This is a genomic window from Teredinibacter turnerae T7901 (genome assembly GCF_000023025.1).
Taxonomy (GTDB): Bacteria; Pseudomonadota; Gammaproteobacteria; order Pseudomonadales; family Cellvibrionaceae; genus Teredinibacter; species Teredinibacter turnerae_B.
Genome location: NC_012997.1, coordinates 1,634,546 through 1,651,999, shown reverse-complemented (window position 1 = coordinate 1,651,999; position 17,454 = coordinate 1,634,546). Strand labels below are relative to the sequence as shown.

The window sequence follows — 17,454 nt, the reverse complement described above, 5'->3', positions numbered from 1 at the left end:
TAACAACTCTTTGGTGTTGAGCGGCGGTTGCTCAAAGACACATCAAACTGGCGCATCGCAAGCGGGTGCCATCGTCCAGGAGTAGTATGGCCCTATGACACAATTCCCCTCCCCGTACTTCGCCGCGATTGATCTGGGTTCCAACAGTTTTCATATGCTGGTCGTACGCATGCAGGACGCCCGCATTGAGATCGTCGACCGCGAGAAAGAAATGGTTCAAATCGCTCGCGGGCTGGATAAAGAAAATAATCTCAGCGAAGAAGCTCAAGAACGCGCGCTCGCGTGCCTGCATCGCTTTTCCGAACGTTTACGCGGTATCCCCCAAGAACAAATCCGCGCGGTTGGTACGAAAACCCTGCGCGCAGCGCGCAACTCCAGGCGTTTTTTAAGGCTCGCGGAGGAAGCCTTGGGCACCCCCATCCAAATCATCTCCGGCTACGAGGAAGCACGCCTGGTGTATATCGGCCTGTCCCAGGCTGTCGTGAACGAGCATGATCAGCGTTTGGTAATTGATATTGGCGGCGGTAGCACCGAATTTATTATTGGCAAGGGGCATAACACCCTCTGTATGGAGAGCCTGGGCATGGGCTGTGTCGCGTTTACTGCTGCGTTTAAACTCGACCCGGACAAACTGTCTGCCAAAGCTATGAATGCGGCTACTCTGGCCGCCTGCGGCAAACTTGAGCTGATTCGCTCGCAATACCTTGCGCAGGGCTGGGAGGTTACCTACGGAACTTCGGGCACCATGCGCGCGGTTGCCGAGCTGTTAGGCGCAACAGATGGCGGCGCAGTCATTACCCGAAGTTCGTTGGAGGATTACGTCCAAAAAGCAATCGCGAACAAGCAGCTGGACGCGCCCGGAATCACTAAGCTCCGCCGCGATGTGCTGCCCGCTGGCCTCGCGATACTGCGAGCCATATTTGAACAGCTGCAACTGGAAAAAATACACGTGGCCGACGCGACCCTCAAGGAAGGGCTCATTTACGATAATATCGGGCGGTTTAACAACCAGGACAGTCGCGTCCACGCGGTCAAACTTCTTCAAGACAAATACCGTATCGACAAAGATCACGCAACACGGGTTAGCGAGACCGCGCTGCACCTTTGGCGACAAATCGACAATGCTCCAATATTAATAGGGTTATCGCGTACCAAAATTCTCGATTGGGCCGCGAAACTACATGAAATCGGCCTCTCCATTTCTCACTCCAGCCACCATAACCACGGCTATTACATTCTTCGTCACTCGGATTTGGGCGGGTTCTCACGGCACGAACAATACATGATGGCAAACCTGGTGCGCTCCCACCGCAAAAAAATACTGGCGAGTCGATTTGAAGATATGGACAGCGCCGCGTTGGCCGCATTTTACCCGCTCCTTTTTTGCTTGCGTATCTCCGCTCTCGTGCACAGACGGCGGGAAACTGTCGCTATCCTGCCAGAGCTGCGGGTCAAGAAAGAAAACTTTGTGCTCAAACTCAGTGATACCTGGTTAGATCAACACCCATTAACCCGCGCTGGTCTTGAGCAAGAAGTCCATCAGCTGAAAAAAATAGATATCCAATTGAGTTTTGACTAATGCTGTTCCGATTGCTACTGGCCGCAGCCGTTATTGCGGTGTTGTACTATTTTATGGGGCGTTACAAGCGGCTCGCCCCGGAAGAGCGAAAAAAATGGCTCCTGCAAGCTGCACTGATCGGCACGTGCGTATTGTTGTTGCTGGGCGCCGTTACTGGCCGCATGCATTGGATCGGTGCGGTGATTGCCGCGCTCTTAGGGTTCGCACGTTTCGGCTTGCGATTGTTTGGCGGTTTATCACCGTTCCTCGGGCTGCTCGGCAAAGGTGCCGGTCTCGCTAACCCGATTTTTTCAACGCCTCACCTGCGAGTGACCCTCAATCTGGAAAAAAAACAGTTAAGCGGAGAAGTAATCGCAGGGCCATATACGGGTAAGAATCTGGCGGATTTAACTGATACTCAATTACTCGAGCTTGAAAAGTTATACGAAACTGATGACAAACGCTCCTATTACCTGATTAGGCTTGTACGTCAGCAATCCACAGCTCACGGCTTTAATCATGCGCACCAGAACCAGAATTACGCTGAAGTCGGCAATCCCAGCTACAACGAAGCCCTTCAGATATTGGGGTTGGAGGCTTATGTGGACCAAACACCGCCAGATCGGGCACTTGTAATCAAAGCTCACAAGCGCTTGATGCAAAAACTCCATCCCGACCGTGGCGGCAACGATTATCTTGCTTCCCGAGTAAACCAGGCGAAAGACACCGTACTCGCTCGATTGAACAGGCCATAGCACCTGTTCCGCACAGAAAAACGGAACAGCTCAACACTACATCACTCGATCATGCAGAACTGCCACAGATCGGCAAGTGCGGGCTCGCTTCTTACTTGTGAACTACACTTAGCAGGTTAAATGCCATCCACCTGTATATAAAGCGGTTTCATGACCATCTCCCCTATCAGATCCTGCGTCGCGGCTATTCTGCTTGTCTTTAGTACGCTTCCGGTGTTCGCCCAGACATTTAGTCAAGACCAAATTACTGCGTCTTATTTGTATAACTTCATAAAATACACCGACTGGCCAAACACCGAGACCAGCAGCCAGATGAGCATTGGAATTTTTCGGCCTGTCGATAGCGACTACACAAGCAGACTCGCGAAGCATTTACAAGGCGTTGAATTAAATCAACACACTGTCGTCGTATCAGAATTCGATGATATTCAAAAAGCCGCTGATTTTCAGATTGTATTCGTTGAGCAAAAAAACAATTCTGCAATTTTAGATTTGCACCGTGTTATTCAGGACAAGCCCGTACTACTCGTAACAACAAACCTCGCTAACAAGCAGTTGGTGATGATCAACTTATACACGACGTCTAGCGAACATATGCGCTTTGAAATTAACAAAGCCAACCTTTTAGTTCACCATCTGCGAGTGCAAGATGCCATCATATTTAACGGCGGAACAGAAATTGATGTAGCCAAACTTTATCGCGAAGGGCAGGATTCGTTAATTGCCATGGAACAAACGCTCCGTGAACACGAGCGTAAATACCATCTCCTCAGTAAAGAAAACAGCTCTCTTAACGAAAAATTGGCTGAATTACGTAAAGCCATCGCTGAAAGCAGTGAACAAATCGTCAGCCAAAAAAATCGCATTGCAGAGCAACAAGCCCAACTGGCGGATAACCGACGACAGCAATTTCAATTACAGGAAGAAATATCAGCGAAAACCGCAGAGCTGGAACGACGTCGACAGGAACTCAATGCCCACCAGCTAGAGCTCAATAAAATTTCTGACATTATCGCCAGCAAGGAAATTCAGCTAACAAACCTGAATAGCACCCTCGCGCGCCAGCAAAAACGCATCTCCGAAATGGACAACACCATCAGCACGCAGGGCACCATGCTGGTCAACATCGGCATTTTGGCGGCAGGCGCCTTCCTCTTAGTGGCTGTAATCATCTGGGCTTACCTCAATAAACGACGGGATGCGGAGCGTTTGGAAGCCCGTACACGAGAACTAAATATTACTCAGGACCGCCTGGTTATCGCAAAAGCCAAGGCTGAAGAGGCCAATCTCGCAAAAAGTGAATTCCTGTCGTTAATGAGCCACGAATTACGCACGCCACTACAAGCCATAATCGGTTACACCGACGTAGTTATAGAGGATCTGTACGTTGAGGGAATGGATCACCTTTCAACGGACCTGACCAGGGTTGTCAACAACAGCCAGCGACTGTTGCGACTTATAAACGGCGTACTCGATCTCGCTAAAATTGAATCCGGGCATATGGATCTTACCCTTGAGCACCTGGAACTTCACAGCCTTGTAAACGAGGCAATAGACAATGTTAAGCCACAATTCGATGAAAAAAACCTTCCGCTTGAAACCGATCTCGAGTCCATACCCGAAGCGGCACTCGTCGACCGCGAAAAATTGCTCCACATCATACTTAATCTGCTAAGCAACGCCTGCAAATTTACTGATCGAGGAAGAGTCACCCTCGCAGTGAAACACAACGCAAACGCTATTACGATTACTTGCCGCGACACGGGAATGGGGATAGATGCGGCGGCATTACCATTTGTGTTTGATCGCTTTCAGCAGGTGGACAGCTCTGCAACGAGACAACATTCAGGTAGCGGGCTCGGGTTGGCAATCACAAAACAGTTCTGCGAACTCATGGGCGGGCACATTACAGTGAACTCCGAGCCGGGGCGAGGAACGCATTTCAAGGTGGAAATTCCACTACCAATTAAACCAACACCTAAGGCACTTGAAGCTCCATTGGTTGGCGCGCATACAGATCGCCTCGCCAGCGCAATCAATTTACCATCAATTACCGATGGCCCCACATGCATCCTGATGATCGATGATGACCTGGAGTACCTGGAGCTAATGTCGCGCATGTTGGGCAAGGCTGGTTACCGGGTGCACACCGCCACTAGCGCGGCAGAAGGCTTTGAACTCAGTGTACGATTGCAGCCGCGGCTGATCATTCTCGGATTACTGTTACCAGATGAGAACGGCTGGCAACTACTGGCCAGGATAAAAGCCCAACCTACACTGGCAGACACGCCGACGATTGTTGCTTCAATTTCCGATGAGCGCGGTAAAAGCCAAGCCAATGCGGCCGACGCGTTTCTCGCCAAGCCAGTTTCCCCTGCGCGCCTCAAAAAAGCAGTAGAAAAACTGATCTCGGCCGCGTCGGTTTAAGCCATCATATTTTTATCCAGGCATTCGTCCATCAAGCTTTCGAAGGGTACCGGACGACCAGTGTGATAACCTTGAACACAATCCACGCCGAATTTGCGCAGAATATCCAGAATTTGTTCGTTCTCAACAAACTCGGCAACGGCTTTTTTACCCAACGCTTGTACAACCTGGATGAGCGATCTAACCAATGCTTTATCTACATCATCCTGGTGCAGATTTTTAATAAACGAACCGTCGAGCTTAATAAAGTGCGCTGGTAACTCTTTTAAATACGCAAAGCTACTGAAACCAGAACCAAAGTCATCAATGGCAAACGTGCAACCAATCTCGTTGAGCTGGGTAATCATATTGCGGGTGATCGCCAAATTAAACAAACTCGCGCTCTCTGTCAGCTCAAAAGTAACACATTCCGGCGCTACGCCATTTACAGCCAAAGCCTCTTTAACCACCGGTACTAGATTCTCGTCTTTAAATGCCTGAACAGAGAGGTTAATGGCCACACGCTCAATCTTTTTACATTCTCGAACCGAACGAATCGCAAGTTTAACAATCCAGCGGTCCAGCAGGTGCATCTCACCGGTATTCTCCAACGCTGGGATAAATTGATTCGGGTAAACCAGATTACCCTCCTCATCTCGCATACGTACCAAGGCCTCGTAATACACGATATTTTTATTGTGCGCGTCAAACACCGGCTGAAAATGCAACACAATGCGATCTTCAGAAATTGCCTTGCGCATGCGTTGCGTCCAGTTAATCCGACTGCGCAATTCTTCGCTCTCCTGGTCTTGCGGGTCATAAAGATGAATTAAATTTCGTCCGCGTCCTTTGGCCACGTATAGTGCGATATCCGCCTGCATTAAATACTCTTCGGCACAAACGGCCTCGCCATCGATAACACTCAGGCCGATACTACACCCCAGATTGACCCGGTGGTTTTTTGCCTGATACACAAAATCGTTAACAATCGCCTGCAATTCACGGGCGATTTCAAGCAGCTTTTTACTGCAGACGTCGTGCACCAACACGGCGTATTCGTCGCCGCCCAGGCGACAAAGCAGGTCCGCTGCACGTATGCGACGTTTCATTAGGTGCGCGACTTGGCGCAGCACCTCGTCCCCTTCGTGATGACCAAAGGTATCGTTAATCACCTTGAAATAATCAAGATCGATGTAAATAAGACCGTGTTGGCGTTGATTGCGAATTGCATCCGCAAACGACTGACGCAAGGATTCCTCAAAATAGTGCCGATTAAACAGCCCTGTGAGTGAATCGTGCATCGCCAGATATTCCAGCTGCCGCTGAGCTTCTTTGCGTTTTGTAATATTATCGAGACAGACCGTGAGCGATGCCGCGTTGTGATTTTCACTACGCCGAATTTTCACTTGTGCCCATAATTTTTGGCCACGGCTATCGAGCAGGCAGAGTTCCAATTCAGCCAATTCACGTGCGCCACTCAGCACTTCCTGCAATTTGGCTTCCAGGCCCACCCCATAACTGTCGTCGTCATCGAACACAAACTGGGTGAGCTTACAACCCAGCGATGCATCGAGATCGTAGCCAGTGAGCCCACGCCAAGGCACATTTAAAAATCGAATTCGGAAATCCGCGTCCAGCTCCATGACCACCGTCTGCAGGTTGTCGAGCAGCAGTTGATGTGTTTCGGATATATGGCGGAAATCACTTTCGCTGCGCTGCAGCGACTCCACTTTTTCCGCAAACTCGCGGTTACTGGTTAGAAAGTCATCGCGCCGGATAGCCAGCTCGCACACTTTGCGGAGCGCCTCGGTGCGAAACGGTTTTGGCAGAAAGTCGGTCACACCCGACATCATCATCTGTTCTGCGAGTTCCGGAGATGAGTGCGCCGTCATCATGACAACCGGCTGCGTTGGGTCTTCTTTTAATATGTGCGCTAAAATATCTTTGCCCGACATTTGCGGAAGCATGTAATCCAACAATATCAAGCGATGTCGGCCCTCCCGCCACAGACGTAGCCCATGTTCACCGTCGTTTGCGACATCGATGGCAAACTGCCTGTCGAGCACCCGCCGAATCAGATCTGCGGTATCGGGAGCATCTTCAATAACCAGTAAACGCGGCTTGTCGTATGGAATAGCAGCACCATCAAGACACTCTTCAATAACGGGCACAATTTTATGGAGCTGCGATTCGGGAATGAGACGGTTCACACCGTATTCCCGCGCCGTCACTTCTGCGATGCGTTGACACCATACTTCTGTCACAACCACGATGGGCAACTGAGTATTCCCCCCCAGGGCACCGCTGCGAATCAGGCGGGCCATCCGCCATCCGTCGATATCCGGTAGGTCAATACCGCACAGCAGAAGATCATACCCACCAGCCTTGAGCAGACCTAGTGCCTGCGCGGCCGATTTTGCCGGTGTTACCTGGATGATGCCCCCTCGCTGCAGTTGATGGGTGAGATCGCGCAGCTTGTGCGGGTACTGATAGGCAACAAGTATTTTTATCCCTTCCACATTTATCATCAGTGAAATCTTGCCTCTGTATATCTAGCTATAACCAAAAGAGCGTTTATGAAGTTTAGCTGACATGCGCGAAGACTGCTTCAAAAGTGCGCTCTAACATGTTGTTAGCAAAGAAAAAATTGTATGGGTGAGCAGTACAGCCCTCGCGTATAGCAGCAAATCCGGCAACAAAAACGAATATTGCGGCGATAGAAGGCTAACTTAAGCGCCTACCGGACGTCACCAGAGTTATTTTGATTCCTCCCAGCAAGGTTTAAGCATCGGTGAACTGACCCCCATCACGTACTATTTAATCGCGCACCGTTGAAGTACTGGCGTAAATGTGTGAATTTTCTAATACTTCAGGGGCTTACATTGCCAAGTTAATAGGACTCGTCACCAGCCGTTACTTGAGCAAAAAAAACCGCTGCACAGCAGCGGCTTCTGATTCTGGTGAAGAAACTTAGTTCACTTGGACATTATCCAGGTAGATTTCCGCACCGCCGGATGGTCCCTGAACATACATCATCAAATCGGTGAGTTCACAATCGGGAACGGTAATTTCACCAGCCAAGGTAAACCACTCGTCGGCGGCAACACCTTCAGCATTGGCAATCCAGCTGTAAACATCCTCTCCATCACAACTGGTCTTTAGCACCAATTGCAGATCAGACGAGTCTGCGCCGCGCACCAATAAAGCCAACGACGTGCTATAGGTGAGACCGGGACTAAGTAATCCCAGCAGGCTTGTTGCAGCAGGACTGTCGGTTGATTCACGATCGGTCAATGCCATCGCGTAGCTGCCGTCGTAAACAATGTCGGAAGTCACGTTCAGCTCCCCACTCCAGGTAAACCACCCTTCCGTACTTGCGTTTTCGAAAGTACCGTTGACCAGTAGTCCTGAACTTTCTCCTGCATCAAGTGAGCGAAGACTTACATTGTCTAACAATAGCGCAACCCCTGCTCCAGGTCCTTCGACAATTAACTGCGCGCCGGTGAAATCACAGTCGGGAATAGAGAATTCAGTCGTCAGCTCCTGCCACTCACCGTCCACCAGCATCGTCGGGTTAACGATCCAGCTATAAGCCGTCTGATCACCACAGACGGTACTGAGTGTCACGTTCACGTCCGCAGTTACCTCACCAGTGATGGCTGCAGCAAGACTGAGGGTGTAAGTTCCACCTGCGGCCACCAGGGATGAGATATCGTAAGCTGCGGGAGCGTTACCTTCTCTCTCCGCAACCTGAAGGGCGTAGCTGCCGTCAAAAACACGCGCGATCTGCGCGCTTACGACCCCACCACCCCAGGTGTACCAGCCCGATGCAGTACCATCTTCGAAATCGCCGTTTGACATCAGCTCTTCACCAAGACCTGCAGGCAAGCCGAAGCGGACGTAATCTACGTTGCCGCCACCATAAGAACCGTTAAAACGGAAAAACACGTCGTGCTCACCGGCAACCGCAGGAATGTCGACGATGAGTTCTTTTACCGTACTCCAGTCACCGCTGTTGGGCATATCGATACTGGCGATCGCAGGGCTGTCCAGTGAGTCCAAATGCACGCTGAGCGATGTTTCTGTGTCCATTCCCTTTGCGTAACCAACGGCAAAGGTATCCCATGTAGGCTCAAAATTGACCTTTGCATAGCTGAACCAGTCTCCACCATCGGTGTAGCCGATGTTCTCCCCAAGTACAGCTAAACCAACAGCGTCATCGTACAGCTCCGCTTCCAATGTGAGCCCCTCGGGTGTGCCCTTCCAACCCGCTGGTACGTACTCCGGTAACACACAGTCAGTGCCACCCGTTGAATAGCAAAGCATCCAGGACATTCCCGCGCGCAAGGAACCATCACGGTCGATAAGGTAACCATTTTCCCGCCACATCTCGCCGCGCAAATGCCCCCAATGGGTCACACCAACAACAGAGGGGTTATCCCAAAAGATTTCAAACAAACCAGCGAGGCGTTGCGCGTGGCGTGCATCATCCGCAAAATCTACATCGAGCTCTGTGATATAGATTGGAAGCCCCGTAGCCGCCAAGGTTTCCACGTTCGCTTGCACAATGGCGAGATCAGCGCGCTCCAGAAAATGAGATTGCAGGCCGATACCATCAAGCAGCCCCCGCGCCTGTAACAGTTCAATGATTTCCAGATACTCTGCGGTGTACGCCTCTAAAATCAGTATGTTGTAATCGTTGATCAGCAACTCTGAATCTGGAAAGTACTCGCGGGCCAGTTCGAAAGAGCGGATCACCCAATCCCAACCGGTTTCACCGTCGCCACCAAGGGCGTCACGGAAAGTCGCGGGCGCGTGCAACGCCTCATTCACCACATCGATCATCTCCGCATCCGGGTAGCGCGAGGCAAGTGCTGCGTACCACTCTTCAACTTCTGCCAGTTGTTCAGCAGGCGATAAATTATCGATCCAGGTGGGTGCTTGCTGGCCCCACACCAGTGTGTGGAGTTTCATCGGAATGCCGTTTTCGCGGGAGTAGGTATAGGCCTTGTCCATTCCCGACCAATCCATCACGTCGCGAACAGCTTCCACACTCCCCCATTTACCCGCATTTTCCGGCGTCAGCTGCTGAAAATAGGGCGACATCGCAGCAAACGATTTATCGCTGGAGGCCGCGCTACCTAAAAACCTCGCACCGACTTTCGCAAATACCGGCTTGCTCGCTGCCGTTGCTTCATTGCCGTTCAAATCCACCGCAGTCGCGGTAAACGCAAACTTGCCATTCATGGATGCATCGATTGGCATAGAGAACGTGTAGGGCGCGTTGTAATCTTCTGCAATCACTTCTCCGTTCTGCTTAAACACCACTTTGTTGACGGCTACATTATCTGCCGCATCCGCATTCAAGGTCAGCGTACCTGCGCTTGTGAATACGGTCTGGTTTGCGCTGAGGGAGACAACTGGCAGGTCTGTATCACAGGGATTACCGTTTATGGAAAGCACGTAAGGCGTTACCGCACTATCGAATACGCCCTCGCTGATATAGCCAAGCCGATAACCTGTACCGCGGGGTATCGTTTGATAACGCAGCCACTCGGGGGCAGACAATATGTAACCGCCATCAACAGCGCGGTACTCAGCCTGCATCGATTCGGTGATCGCAGAATTAGCGAGTCGGTAAAAAATTTCAAAATCCGTGGCGGTTTCACCGGATTCATTGGTCAAATGGGTCCATGCTTGATACCCGGATTCCCATACCGAATCCGTTCCTGTCGCTAAACTAAATCCACAGTTTGCTGGCCTTACGTCTTGCGATACGGCCAAGGCTGAGCTCGACGCTAAAACAGCGGCAAGCACACTTAGATGTGCGATTTTCATTGGGCATGTCTCCTATGTTCGAGTGTGCCATTCGAGGTCCCATGGATGAAAAGCATCCAATTACCACAAACCTCTATACATCTCTTATTCCATATCGAAATAAGAAATATATTATTAACTCGAAATATTTATTGATACATGCTGTTCGACGACCGAATTACACATTTTGTTAACTAGCAAACAGTACGACGAGAAACTTTGTGAGGGGTGTTAAATTATTATTGATTCGCGCCAAAACAATGAATACATTGACGTGTGCGGCCTGGGTATTAGAGCGTGTGAAATATAGGCTGAAAGGGATTGTAATAGGCTCAACGCCGGCACTGCAGAGCGCACCGGACTAAGAGCCCTGAAGAGGTGGTTAATTCGTGATCGTATTAGAGCGGTAAACCAAATTCTGGAGCAATCTGGTTGAGCCAAGTACCCAGACGCTCTTCGGACATACTGCTCTGATTGTCCTGATCAAGTACCAAGCCAACAAACATATCGTCCACAACAGCTTCAGAGTGTTCGAACTCATAGCCTTCGGTCGGCCAGGCTCCTACAATGGTTGCGCCGCGCTCTTTTACGAACTCATAAATCTCGGCCATTGCGTCAACGAATTCATCCGGGTAGCCAACCTGATCACCCAAGCCGTAGATCGCAACCGTTTTACCAGAAAAATCCACATCTTCGATTTTAGGCAGAAACTCTTCCCAGCTTTCATTCTCACAGTCTGAAGAGAGCCCTGGCAGATCCCCTTCACCCAGGGTTGGCGTACCCAGAATGAGGTATTCATAAGACGCGAATTCGTCCACTTCCACTCGGTTAACGTTAAGCGGTTTCGCCATTAACTCATCGTCGAAGCGCTTCTTGATGAGCTTTGCAATTTTCCGGGTATTGCCGGTATTTGAACCGAAAAATAAGCCAATTTTTGCCATGTTCCACTCCTGATTGTGCGGGTCGTTTTTATGGGTCAACAACGATAGAGCAGGAAACACGCCATATTGTAAGATCGCTATCTTACTGATAAAAAAGGCTTTTTTTTCCGACAATTCGTGCTTGTCGCAAAGACGACAGGCTGATGATCGCGTCCCCTTGATCGATTGTCAGCTTACGGACAAACAACTACAGCGAAGCGGAACTCTCAAGCGCCGGCGGTACTTCAGCATCCGCATCCAGGTCGTCGAACAAATTACGTACTACCAAAGCACGTGGCTCTTCGGTTGTAACATCCAAAACGCATCCTCGTAAACCTTGCAGCGATGGCATTTCGAACATGGTTTTATGCAATGCAGCCTCTAGTACAGAGCGTAATCCACGAGCGCCGGTATTCCGACTGACCGCTTCTTCGGCGATAAACGTTAATGCGTCGTCGGTCATCTCAAGTGTTTTACCCTGATACGCAAACAGCTGACGGAATTGCTTAACCAGCGCATTTCGCGGTTCGGTCAATATTTTTAACAGCGCTTCCACATCCAGTTCCTGCAAGAAGGTGGTTATGGGAAAGCGACCAATAAATTCTGGGATTAACCCAAAGCCTTGAAGGTCATCTGGCAACAGATTTTCAAGTAACTCGTTAACATCAGGCTTCGCATTTTCGGTTCTGGAATGAAAGCCTATGCTGGTATCACGTGGTTTAACGCGATTGCAAATAAGTTCTTCCAAACCTGGAAACGCACCGCCGACGATAAACAAAATGTTGCGCGTATCGACAATGACCTCTTCGCTGTTTTCGCGACGTCGACCAGATTTGGAAACCTTTTGCTCAGTACCCTCAACAAGTTTCAACAATGCCTGCTGGACGCCTTCACCAGACACATCACGCACGCTGGTAGTACCGCCACCGCGGCGCGCGATTTTGTCAATTTCGTCAATATAAACAATACCCCATTGGGCCTGATTTACATCCCCCTCTGCAGCATCCAGTAAACGATGGATGATGGAGTCCACGTCATCACCCACATAACCTGCTTGGGTTAAAGAAGTCGCGTCGGCGGATACAAACGGTACCCCAAGAATTTTCGCCAGACTGCGGACAATCAACGTTTTACCAGTACCAGATGGCCCAACCATCAGTACATTAGATTTGTCCAGTTCAATATTGCTGTCGGATTCTTCCAGCGTTTCACGGCGAGTATTCATCAGCCGCAAGTAGTGGTTGTACACTGCGATAGCTAGCGTTTCTTTTGCCTGTTCCTGACCAATCACATAGTCATCCAGATGCTTTTTAATAGCCTCAGGAGTACGCAACTGGGGCGTAAGCGCACTGGTTTTTTGAGTGTGCCCCCAACTTGTGACCACTTGATGCGCAAGCTTTACACAGGCCTCACAAATGCGCCCTTCGTTGCCAGAAATTAGTGGCACCTGCGCACTTTTTTCAACCCCACAGAATGAACAGTGAATCGCGTCTTGCTTAACCATTGGCGGCCTCCCCATTTTCATAGTGACTATCGTTGCTGCTCGTCAAGATACTTTCGAGCCATTGTCGCTGGCGCTGCTTACGTTTACGATTTAGCAAAAACTCTTCGAGTCGCGGGTAGACGTCCTGCAGCGGCAACGTACCTTCCTGCTGAATTTCCTCGCACAGTACAATATGGAAACCCAGTGGCGATTCAACCACTTCGCTCAACTCCCCAACTTTGAGCGCAAATAATGCCTGCTCAATTTCCGGATATAAAACACCGCGTTTAACCTTGCCCATCAACCCACCCTGTAGCGAGGTTGGACATTCGGAGTGTTTTAGCGCCTGCTCGGCAAAACGATCAGGTTTTTTATCCAAGCGCGATACGATCTGGTTGATTTTTTTAAGTGAGTTGGCTCGTGAATTCTCAACATTGTCTTCGTTGATTGTCACAAGAATATGCCGAGCGGTACGTACTTCCGGCATTTGAAATTTGGCTACATTCATGTAGTAGTAGAGACTGATCTCGGTTTCAGTGACGCCATCGCAATCACTGCTAATAAAATCGAGAATTGCTTCGACGTGAAGCTCGCGTGATAACGCTTGATAAAAGAAGGTTTCGTCGACGCCAACTCGCTGTATGTCGGTGTAGAAATCGCTTTCTTCTTCATATCGGCCCCGTATCTGATCCAGGGCCTCATCAATTTGATTGCTTGGAACAGACACTTTTGCAGCGGCGCTGCTTGAAAGTACTGCTTCCTCTATTCGGATTTTGCGCTGCGCTATGCGCAATGCATCGTCGTACTGTGGCTTTTCCAGTTTATCGATGGCCTCTCCGTATTTCTCTTGGGCCACCTTAAACAGTTGGAATGCCAAGTCCTGCTGTTCAGGCATAGTGTGTCCTCTTGGTGTGACTGCGTTATCTGCTATTCAGCGGCCTCTAACGCAGCTTCCGGCATTTGGAACATACGGTTAGCGAAATGCACGTGATAGTTCACGATGCCTTTCTCGCAATCCCTCAGTACTTTCATAACCAGGCCCTGACGGTTTTCTTCAACCACGGTCTCACCGTCAATCACAATCGGCACTAGCGTAACCACTTTCTGGTTAAAGTCGTATTTGTTCGGTACCCATGGGTCGCTGGCCAGAATAAGCTCCTCTTCCCTGCAACCCACCGTCTTCGCTTCATCGAGAAAGTGCACGCGGTAAATGATCTGATCTTGAAGGTAGGAGCCCACATCGTATATGCAGCCAACAGCGCCTCGCTTAATCAGCAACTCCCCAACCGCCGTACCAGGATATGTGCCATCGTTACGCACGTTACGGGTCAGTCGAACTTCAGTTCCATATTCGAAAGCTGGCTGCATGTCTTTTACCCCTGCAATTGATCAATCGAAACAAAGGTCGTTTGAGGTTCTTGCATTTTGAAAACTTTGAACACTTTTTCGGTCGCTGCATCCGAGTCTACGAAATCCCGATACGCGCGTTCTAACAATGCTTTGTGTACTTTTTTCAAAGCGTCTTGCGTATCCGCCTCCGCCACAGCATCTCCGGCTTTATCGAGATAATCGTGATACCGCTGCATAATGTGCAGGCGGTTCACGTGCACGACCTTCTGATCGAACTCGATTTCAAAGTAAGTGAGAAAATCTTCAGCGGAGCTGAGTTCGTCCATATCTTCATCTAATTCGAACTGAGTCATTAACAGGCCTCCTGTTTTAAACTACCCGGGAAAGACAATACATCTGCCTTATTGTTATCCAACACCTGGAGCAACAAACGCGCACCGACGCGGTCAGCGCTATCCATCGCCACAACTTTTTCAAGCATTTCGCGGCCTTCTTCGAAGTGCGACATCCGTAAATGCAGGTAACCTGCGGCTTTTAGCGCAAAAAAGTACAATCGCACCAAGCAAAAAGAACGGGTCAAACCGTTGACCACCGAGTACATACTGATATCGCGCCAGTTAGCTGGAAATTCAATTCGCTCGCCAACAACCGACATCACCTGATGGGCTATTTCAACGCCGTCGGCGTAACGGTTTTGGTAATAATAGAATCGGTATAAGCCGATAAGCGCTAATAAATTACCGCTGTCGATAGCGAGCGCTTCTTTCAAAAGCTCTTCGCTCTGCGGACCGTAATTCGAGGCGGCCTGTGCTACCAACTCTTCAATGGCAGGATTTATCTCTTCCTGAAAGTAAAGCATCTCGGCACTAAATTCTTGTAAGTCCATGGCTCTGTACCCGTAAGTAAGAATAAAATCGATGGATTGGCTGTTATGATTTTGCCGCAGCGATTTTCATACCAATTGCGCAACTTTCTGCGCAAAATTCGTTATCTGGCTCACAACTCTCTTCTAACGTGTTGTAATGACACACAGCTTCACGTGAAAGTTGATTCAAGCGCCCCTCAAGGGTGTCTATTCGTTCAAGCAGGCAAGAAATTGCCTTGCCGACCGGGTCTGGAATGAGATGGTGGTTGAGGTCTATACCATGCGCAAACTGACCGCCAGATTTACCGACATTCACAACCCGGCCAGGAATGCCAACAACCGTGACATCATCGGGCACGTCTTGCACCACGACAGAGTTCGCACCGACCCTGACATTGTTGCCAAGGGTGATAGCACCAAGTATTTTCGCTCCAGTACCAACAAGTACGCCGTCGCCTAAAGTTGGGTGGCGCTTGCCTTTATTCCACGTGGTGCCACCAAGCGTAACTCCGTGATAAAGCGTGACGTCGTTACCAATAACCGCTGTCTCACCTACAACCACACATGCGCCGTGGTCGATAAAGAGTCGTTTACCTATTTTTGCACCTGGGTGGATATCCACATTACTTAAAAAGCGGGCAAAGAATGCGAGCAGCCGCGCTGGATAACGCCAGCCAGCGCGCCAAAGTTTCGAACATACCCGGTGCAGCAATAACGCATGTACGCCAGGATAGGTCGTGAGTACTTCCAGGACAGAACGAGCCGCCGGATCGCGATCAAATACGCATTGCACGTCGGCACGCCATTGTTGCCAGAGTGAGCTCTCGCGAGTTGGCGTGGCATCCTCTGTATAGCAGCGAGTGGAATTTTCAGTTGAACTAACCATGACTACACGCCTCCTTCAATCTCTAACAACGGTTGATCGTGCAAATCTTCGTAGAAAAGGAACAGCTCACCGCGACTCGGAGAACGTTTATTCTCAGTAGAAAAACGACGTACGCGTGTTAGCAAGTTAGTTGCCTCGTACTCACTGAGGGAGATCCCGAGATCAAGATATGAATCTCTAAGCAGGCGAGAACCGGAATGTTTTCCCAACACTAAATGGTGAGAGCGCCCCAATTCTTCTGGGTTAAGCCCTTCATAATTTCGGCGGTCTTTGATCAAACCATCCACGTGAATACCTGATTCGTGCGTAAAAACACCTTCGCCAACCACGCTTTTCTGCCAGCTCACTGCTCGCCCTGATGCAAGCTCAACCAAGTGGGACAATGTGGGAATTTTCCTCGGATCAATGCCCGTATCCACGTTGTGTAAATGCTTTAACGCCAATACACATTCCTCGAATGGCGCATTGCCTGCACGCTCACCTAAGCCATTCACGGTGGTGTTTATATGCGTCGCGCCCGCAGCTACCGCAGCCAGCGTATTTGCGGTTGCCAGCCCGTAGTCATCGTGTGCGTGCATTTCCAACTGAATATCGGTTTCGCGGCGCAGCCGTGAAATTCGTTCAAATACACCAAACGGTTCAAGGACACCGAGAGTATCAGCGAACCTAATTCGCACCGCGCCAGCGCCCTGGGCCACGTTTGCCAACTGCGCCAAAAAGTCAGGATCGGCCCGAGAGGCGTCCTCACAGCCAATACAAACTTGCAGGCCGGCGTTTAACGCTTTCGGCACCAGCCTGCATATTTCGGCAAGTACCCAATTTCGGTCTTTCTTTAATTTGTTGGTAATTTGTTGATCAGATGAAGGCACAGACAGATCCACCATCTGTACGCCGGTGGACATCGCTGCCGCCAGGTCGTAATCGTGTAGCCGACACCAGGCAATTAATTGCACCGGTAAACGAAGCAAAGCAATTGCTCGCATTACCTCACACTCATCATCCCCCATTGCGGGAATGCCTACCTCAAGCTCACCGACACCGGTTTCAGCAAGCAACCGAGCTATCGCAATTTTTTCTTCTGCCGTAAAAGCTACGCCAGCGCTTTGTTCGCCGTCACGTAAAGTCGTGTCATCAATCACAACTGATTTCATATTTAATCACCAAACAGCAAATGTTTTTGCAGCAATATGTTTCAGGTTTTGGTTGATACAAATCATTGATCGATATTGCTAACTGTATATGGACAGGAGCAATTCTTATACCCGCAGCTTGACTTATATTTTATTTATATTTTTCAACAACTTAGAGTTTTTAGCTCAAAGCCGGGCAGGACAAAAGCCCACAACTGCCGACAATTGTCATTAATACGACATGTTACTTTCTGCTTCGAGAAATACTGCGCACGTTGGCGTAA

General features: G+C 49.8%; 13 protein-coding genes. 3 read left to right on the top strand and 10 right to left on the bottom strand.

Going from position 1 to position 17,454, the window contains the following annotated elements:
• The first annotated feature begins 94 nt into the window (after positions 1 to 94).
• The 3 genes from TERTU_RS07105 to TERTU_RS07095 all read left to right on the top strand — a co-directional run bounded on the left by TERTU_RS07105 (position 95) and on the right by TERTU_RS07095 (position 4,740).
• On the top strand, positions 95 to 1,579 hold the full coding sequence (locus TERTU_RS07105) for a Ppx/GppA phosphatase family protein (protein WP_015820418.1): 1,485 nt from the start codon (positions 95 to 97) through the stop codon (positions 1,577 to 1,579).
• Positions 1,579 to 2,313 (top strand): J domain-containing protein, encoded by a 735-nt coding sequence (locus TERTU_RS07100; protein WP_015819042.1) that lies wholly within the window; start codon positions 1,579 to 1,581, stop codon positions 2,311 to 2,313. Before TERTU_RS07105 ends, TERTU_RS07100 begins: the two co-directional genes overlap by 1 nt.
• A 150-nt stretch (positions 2,314 to 2,463) precedes the next feature.
• On the top strand, positions 2,464 to 4,740 hold the full coding sequence (locus tag TERTU_RS07095) for a YfiR/HmsC family protein (RefSeq protein WP_041590098.1): 2,277 nt from the start codon (positions 2,464 to 2,466) through the stop codon (positions 4,738 to 4,740).
• Here the strand turns inward: TERTU_RS07095 and TERTU_RS07090 are convergent.
• From TERTU_RS07090 to nifV, 10 genes are all read right to left on the bottom strand, one after another.
• Positions 4,737 to 7,247: a two-component system response regulator gene (locus TERTU_RS07090; protein WP_015818085.1), complete on the bottom strand. Its 2,511-nt coding sequence runs from the start codon at positions 7,245 to 7,247 to the stop codon at positions 4,737 to 4,739. The genes TERTU_RS07095 and TERTU_RS07090 overlap by 4 nt on opposite strands.
• A 442-nt stretch (positions 7,248 to 7,689) precedes the next feature.
• On the bottom strand, positions 7,690 to 10,557 hold the full coding sequence (locus tag TERTU_RS07085; RefSeq protein WP_015816809.1) for an endo-1,4-beta-xylanase: 2,868 nt from the start codon (positions 10,555 to 10,557) through the stop codon (positions 7,690 to 7,692).
• A 377-nt stretch (positions 10,558 to 10,934) separates the two neighbouring features.
• Complete coding sequence (locus tag TERTU_RS07080; RefSeq protein WP_015820410.1) at positions 10,935 to 11,477, bottom strand: flavodoxin; 543 nt, start codon at positions 11,475 to 11,477, stop codon at positions 10,935 to 10,937.
• 187 nt (positions 11,478 to 11,664) lie between these two features.
• Entirely contained in the window at positions 11,665 to 12,960 is a 1,296-nt protein-coding gene (gene clpX, locus TERTU_RS07075) for an ATP-dependent Clp protease ATP-binding subunit ClpX (RefSeq protein ID WP_015820140.1), read from the bottom strand.
• Positions 12,953 to 13,834: a nitrogen fixation protein NifM gene (gene nifM, locus TERTU_RS07070; RefSeq protein WP_015819482.1), complete on the bottom strand. Its 882-nt coding sequence runs from the start codon at positions 13,832 to 13,834 to the stop codon at positions 12,953 to 12,955. Before nifM ends, clpX begins: the two co-directional genes overlap by 8 nt.
• 32 nt (positions 13,835 to 13,866) lie before the next feature.
• A complete protein-coding gene (locus TERTU_RS07065; RefSeq protein ID WP_015819040.1) occupies positions 13,867 to 14,307 on the bottom strand; it encodes a nitrogen fixation protein NifZ in 441 nt (146 codons plus the stop codon).
• Between the two features lie 5 nt (positions 14,308 to 14,312).
• Entirely contained in the window at positions 14,313 to 14,642 is a 330-nt protein-coding gene (nifW, locus tag TERTU_RS07060; protein WP_015820512.1) for a nitrogenase-stabilizing/protective protein NifW, read from the bottom strand.
• A complete protein-coding gene (locus tag TERTU_RS07055) occupies positions 14,642 to 15,175 on the bottom strand; it encodes a hypothetical protein (RefSeq protein WP_015819931.1) in 534 nt (177 codons plus the stop codon). The genes nifW and TERTU_RS07055 overlap by 1 nt, the downstream gene beginning before the upstream one ends.
• 43 nt (positions 15,176 to 15,218) lie before the next feature.
• Positions 15,219 to 16,040, bottom strand: a complete 822-nt coding sequence (gene cysE, locus TERTU_RS07050) for a serine O-acetyltransferase (RefSeq protein ID WP_015816849.1) — start codon at positions 16,038 to 16,040, stop codon at positions 15,219 to 15,221.
• A 2-nt stretch (positions 16,041 to 16,042) separates the two neighbouring features.
• Positions 16,043 to 17,191 (bottom strand): homocitrate synthase, encoded by a 1,149-nt coding sequence (nifV, locus tag TERTU_RS07045; RefSeq protein ID WP_015817451.1) that lies wholly within the window; start codon positions 17,189 to 17,191, stop codon positions 16,043 to 16,045.
• Positions 17,192 to 17,454 lie beyond the last annotated feature (263 nt).

What these genes read in the sequence shown, in the direction of transcription:
- TERTU_RS07080 (WP_015820410.1), bottom strand. Translation starts at nt 11,477, where the DNA reads ATGGCAAAAATTGGCTTATTTTTCGGTTCAAATACCGGCAATACCCGG.
- nifW (WP_015820512.1), bottom strand. Translation starts at nt 14,642, where the DNA reads ATGACTCAGTTCGAATTAGATGAAGATATGGACGAACTCAGCTCCGCT.
- nifM (WP_015819482.1), bottom strand. Translation starts at nt 13,834, where the DNA reads ATGCCTGAACAGCAGGACTTGGCATTCCAACTGTTTAAGGTGGCCCAA.
- TERTU_RS07100 (WP_015819042.1), top strand. Translation starts at nt 1,579, where the DNA reads ATGCTGTTCCGATTGCTACTGGCCGCAGCCGTTATTGCGGTGTTGTAC.
- clpX (WP_015820140.1), bottom strand. Translation starts at nt 12,960, where the DNA reads ATGGTTAAGCAAGACGCGATTCACTGTTCATTCTGTGGGGTTGAAAAA.
- TERTU_RS07085 (WP_015816809.1), bottom strand. Translation starts at nt 10,557, where the DNA reads ATGAAAATCGCACATCTAAGTGTGCTTGCCGCTGTTTTAGCGTCGAGC.
- cysE (WP_015816849.1), bottom strand. Translation starts at nt 16,040, where the DNA reads ATGGTTAGTTCAACTGAAAATTCCACTCGCTGCTATACAGAGGATGCC.
- TERTU_RS07105 (WP_015820418.1), top strand. Translation starts at nt 95, where the DNA reads ATGACACAATTCCCCTCCCCGTACTTCGCCGCGATTGATCTGGGTTCC.
- TERTU_RS07090 (WP_015818085.1), bottom strand. Translation starts at nt 7,247, where the DNA reads ATGATAAATGTGGAAGGGATAAAAATACTTGTTGCCTATCAGTACCCG.
- TERTU_RS07095 (WP_041590098.1), top strand. Translation starts at nt 2,464, where the DNA reads ATGACCATCTCCCCTATCAGATCCTGCGTCGCGGCTATTCTGCTTGTC.
- nifV (WP_015817451.1), bottom strand. Translation starts at nt 17,191, where the DNA reads ATGAAATCAGTTGTGATTGATGACACGACTTTACGTGACGGCGAACAA.
- TERTU_RS07055 (WP_015819931.1), bottom strand. Translation starts at nt 15,175, where the DNA reads ATGGACTTACAAGAATTTAGTGCCGAGATGCTTTACTTTCAGGAAGAG.
- TERTU_RS07065 (WP_015819040.1), bottom strand. Translation starts at nt 14,307, where the DNA reads ATGCAGCCAGCTTTCGAATATGGAACTGAAGTTCGACTGACCCGTAAC.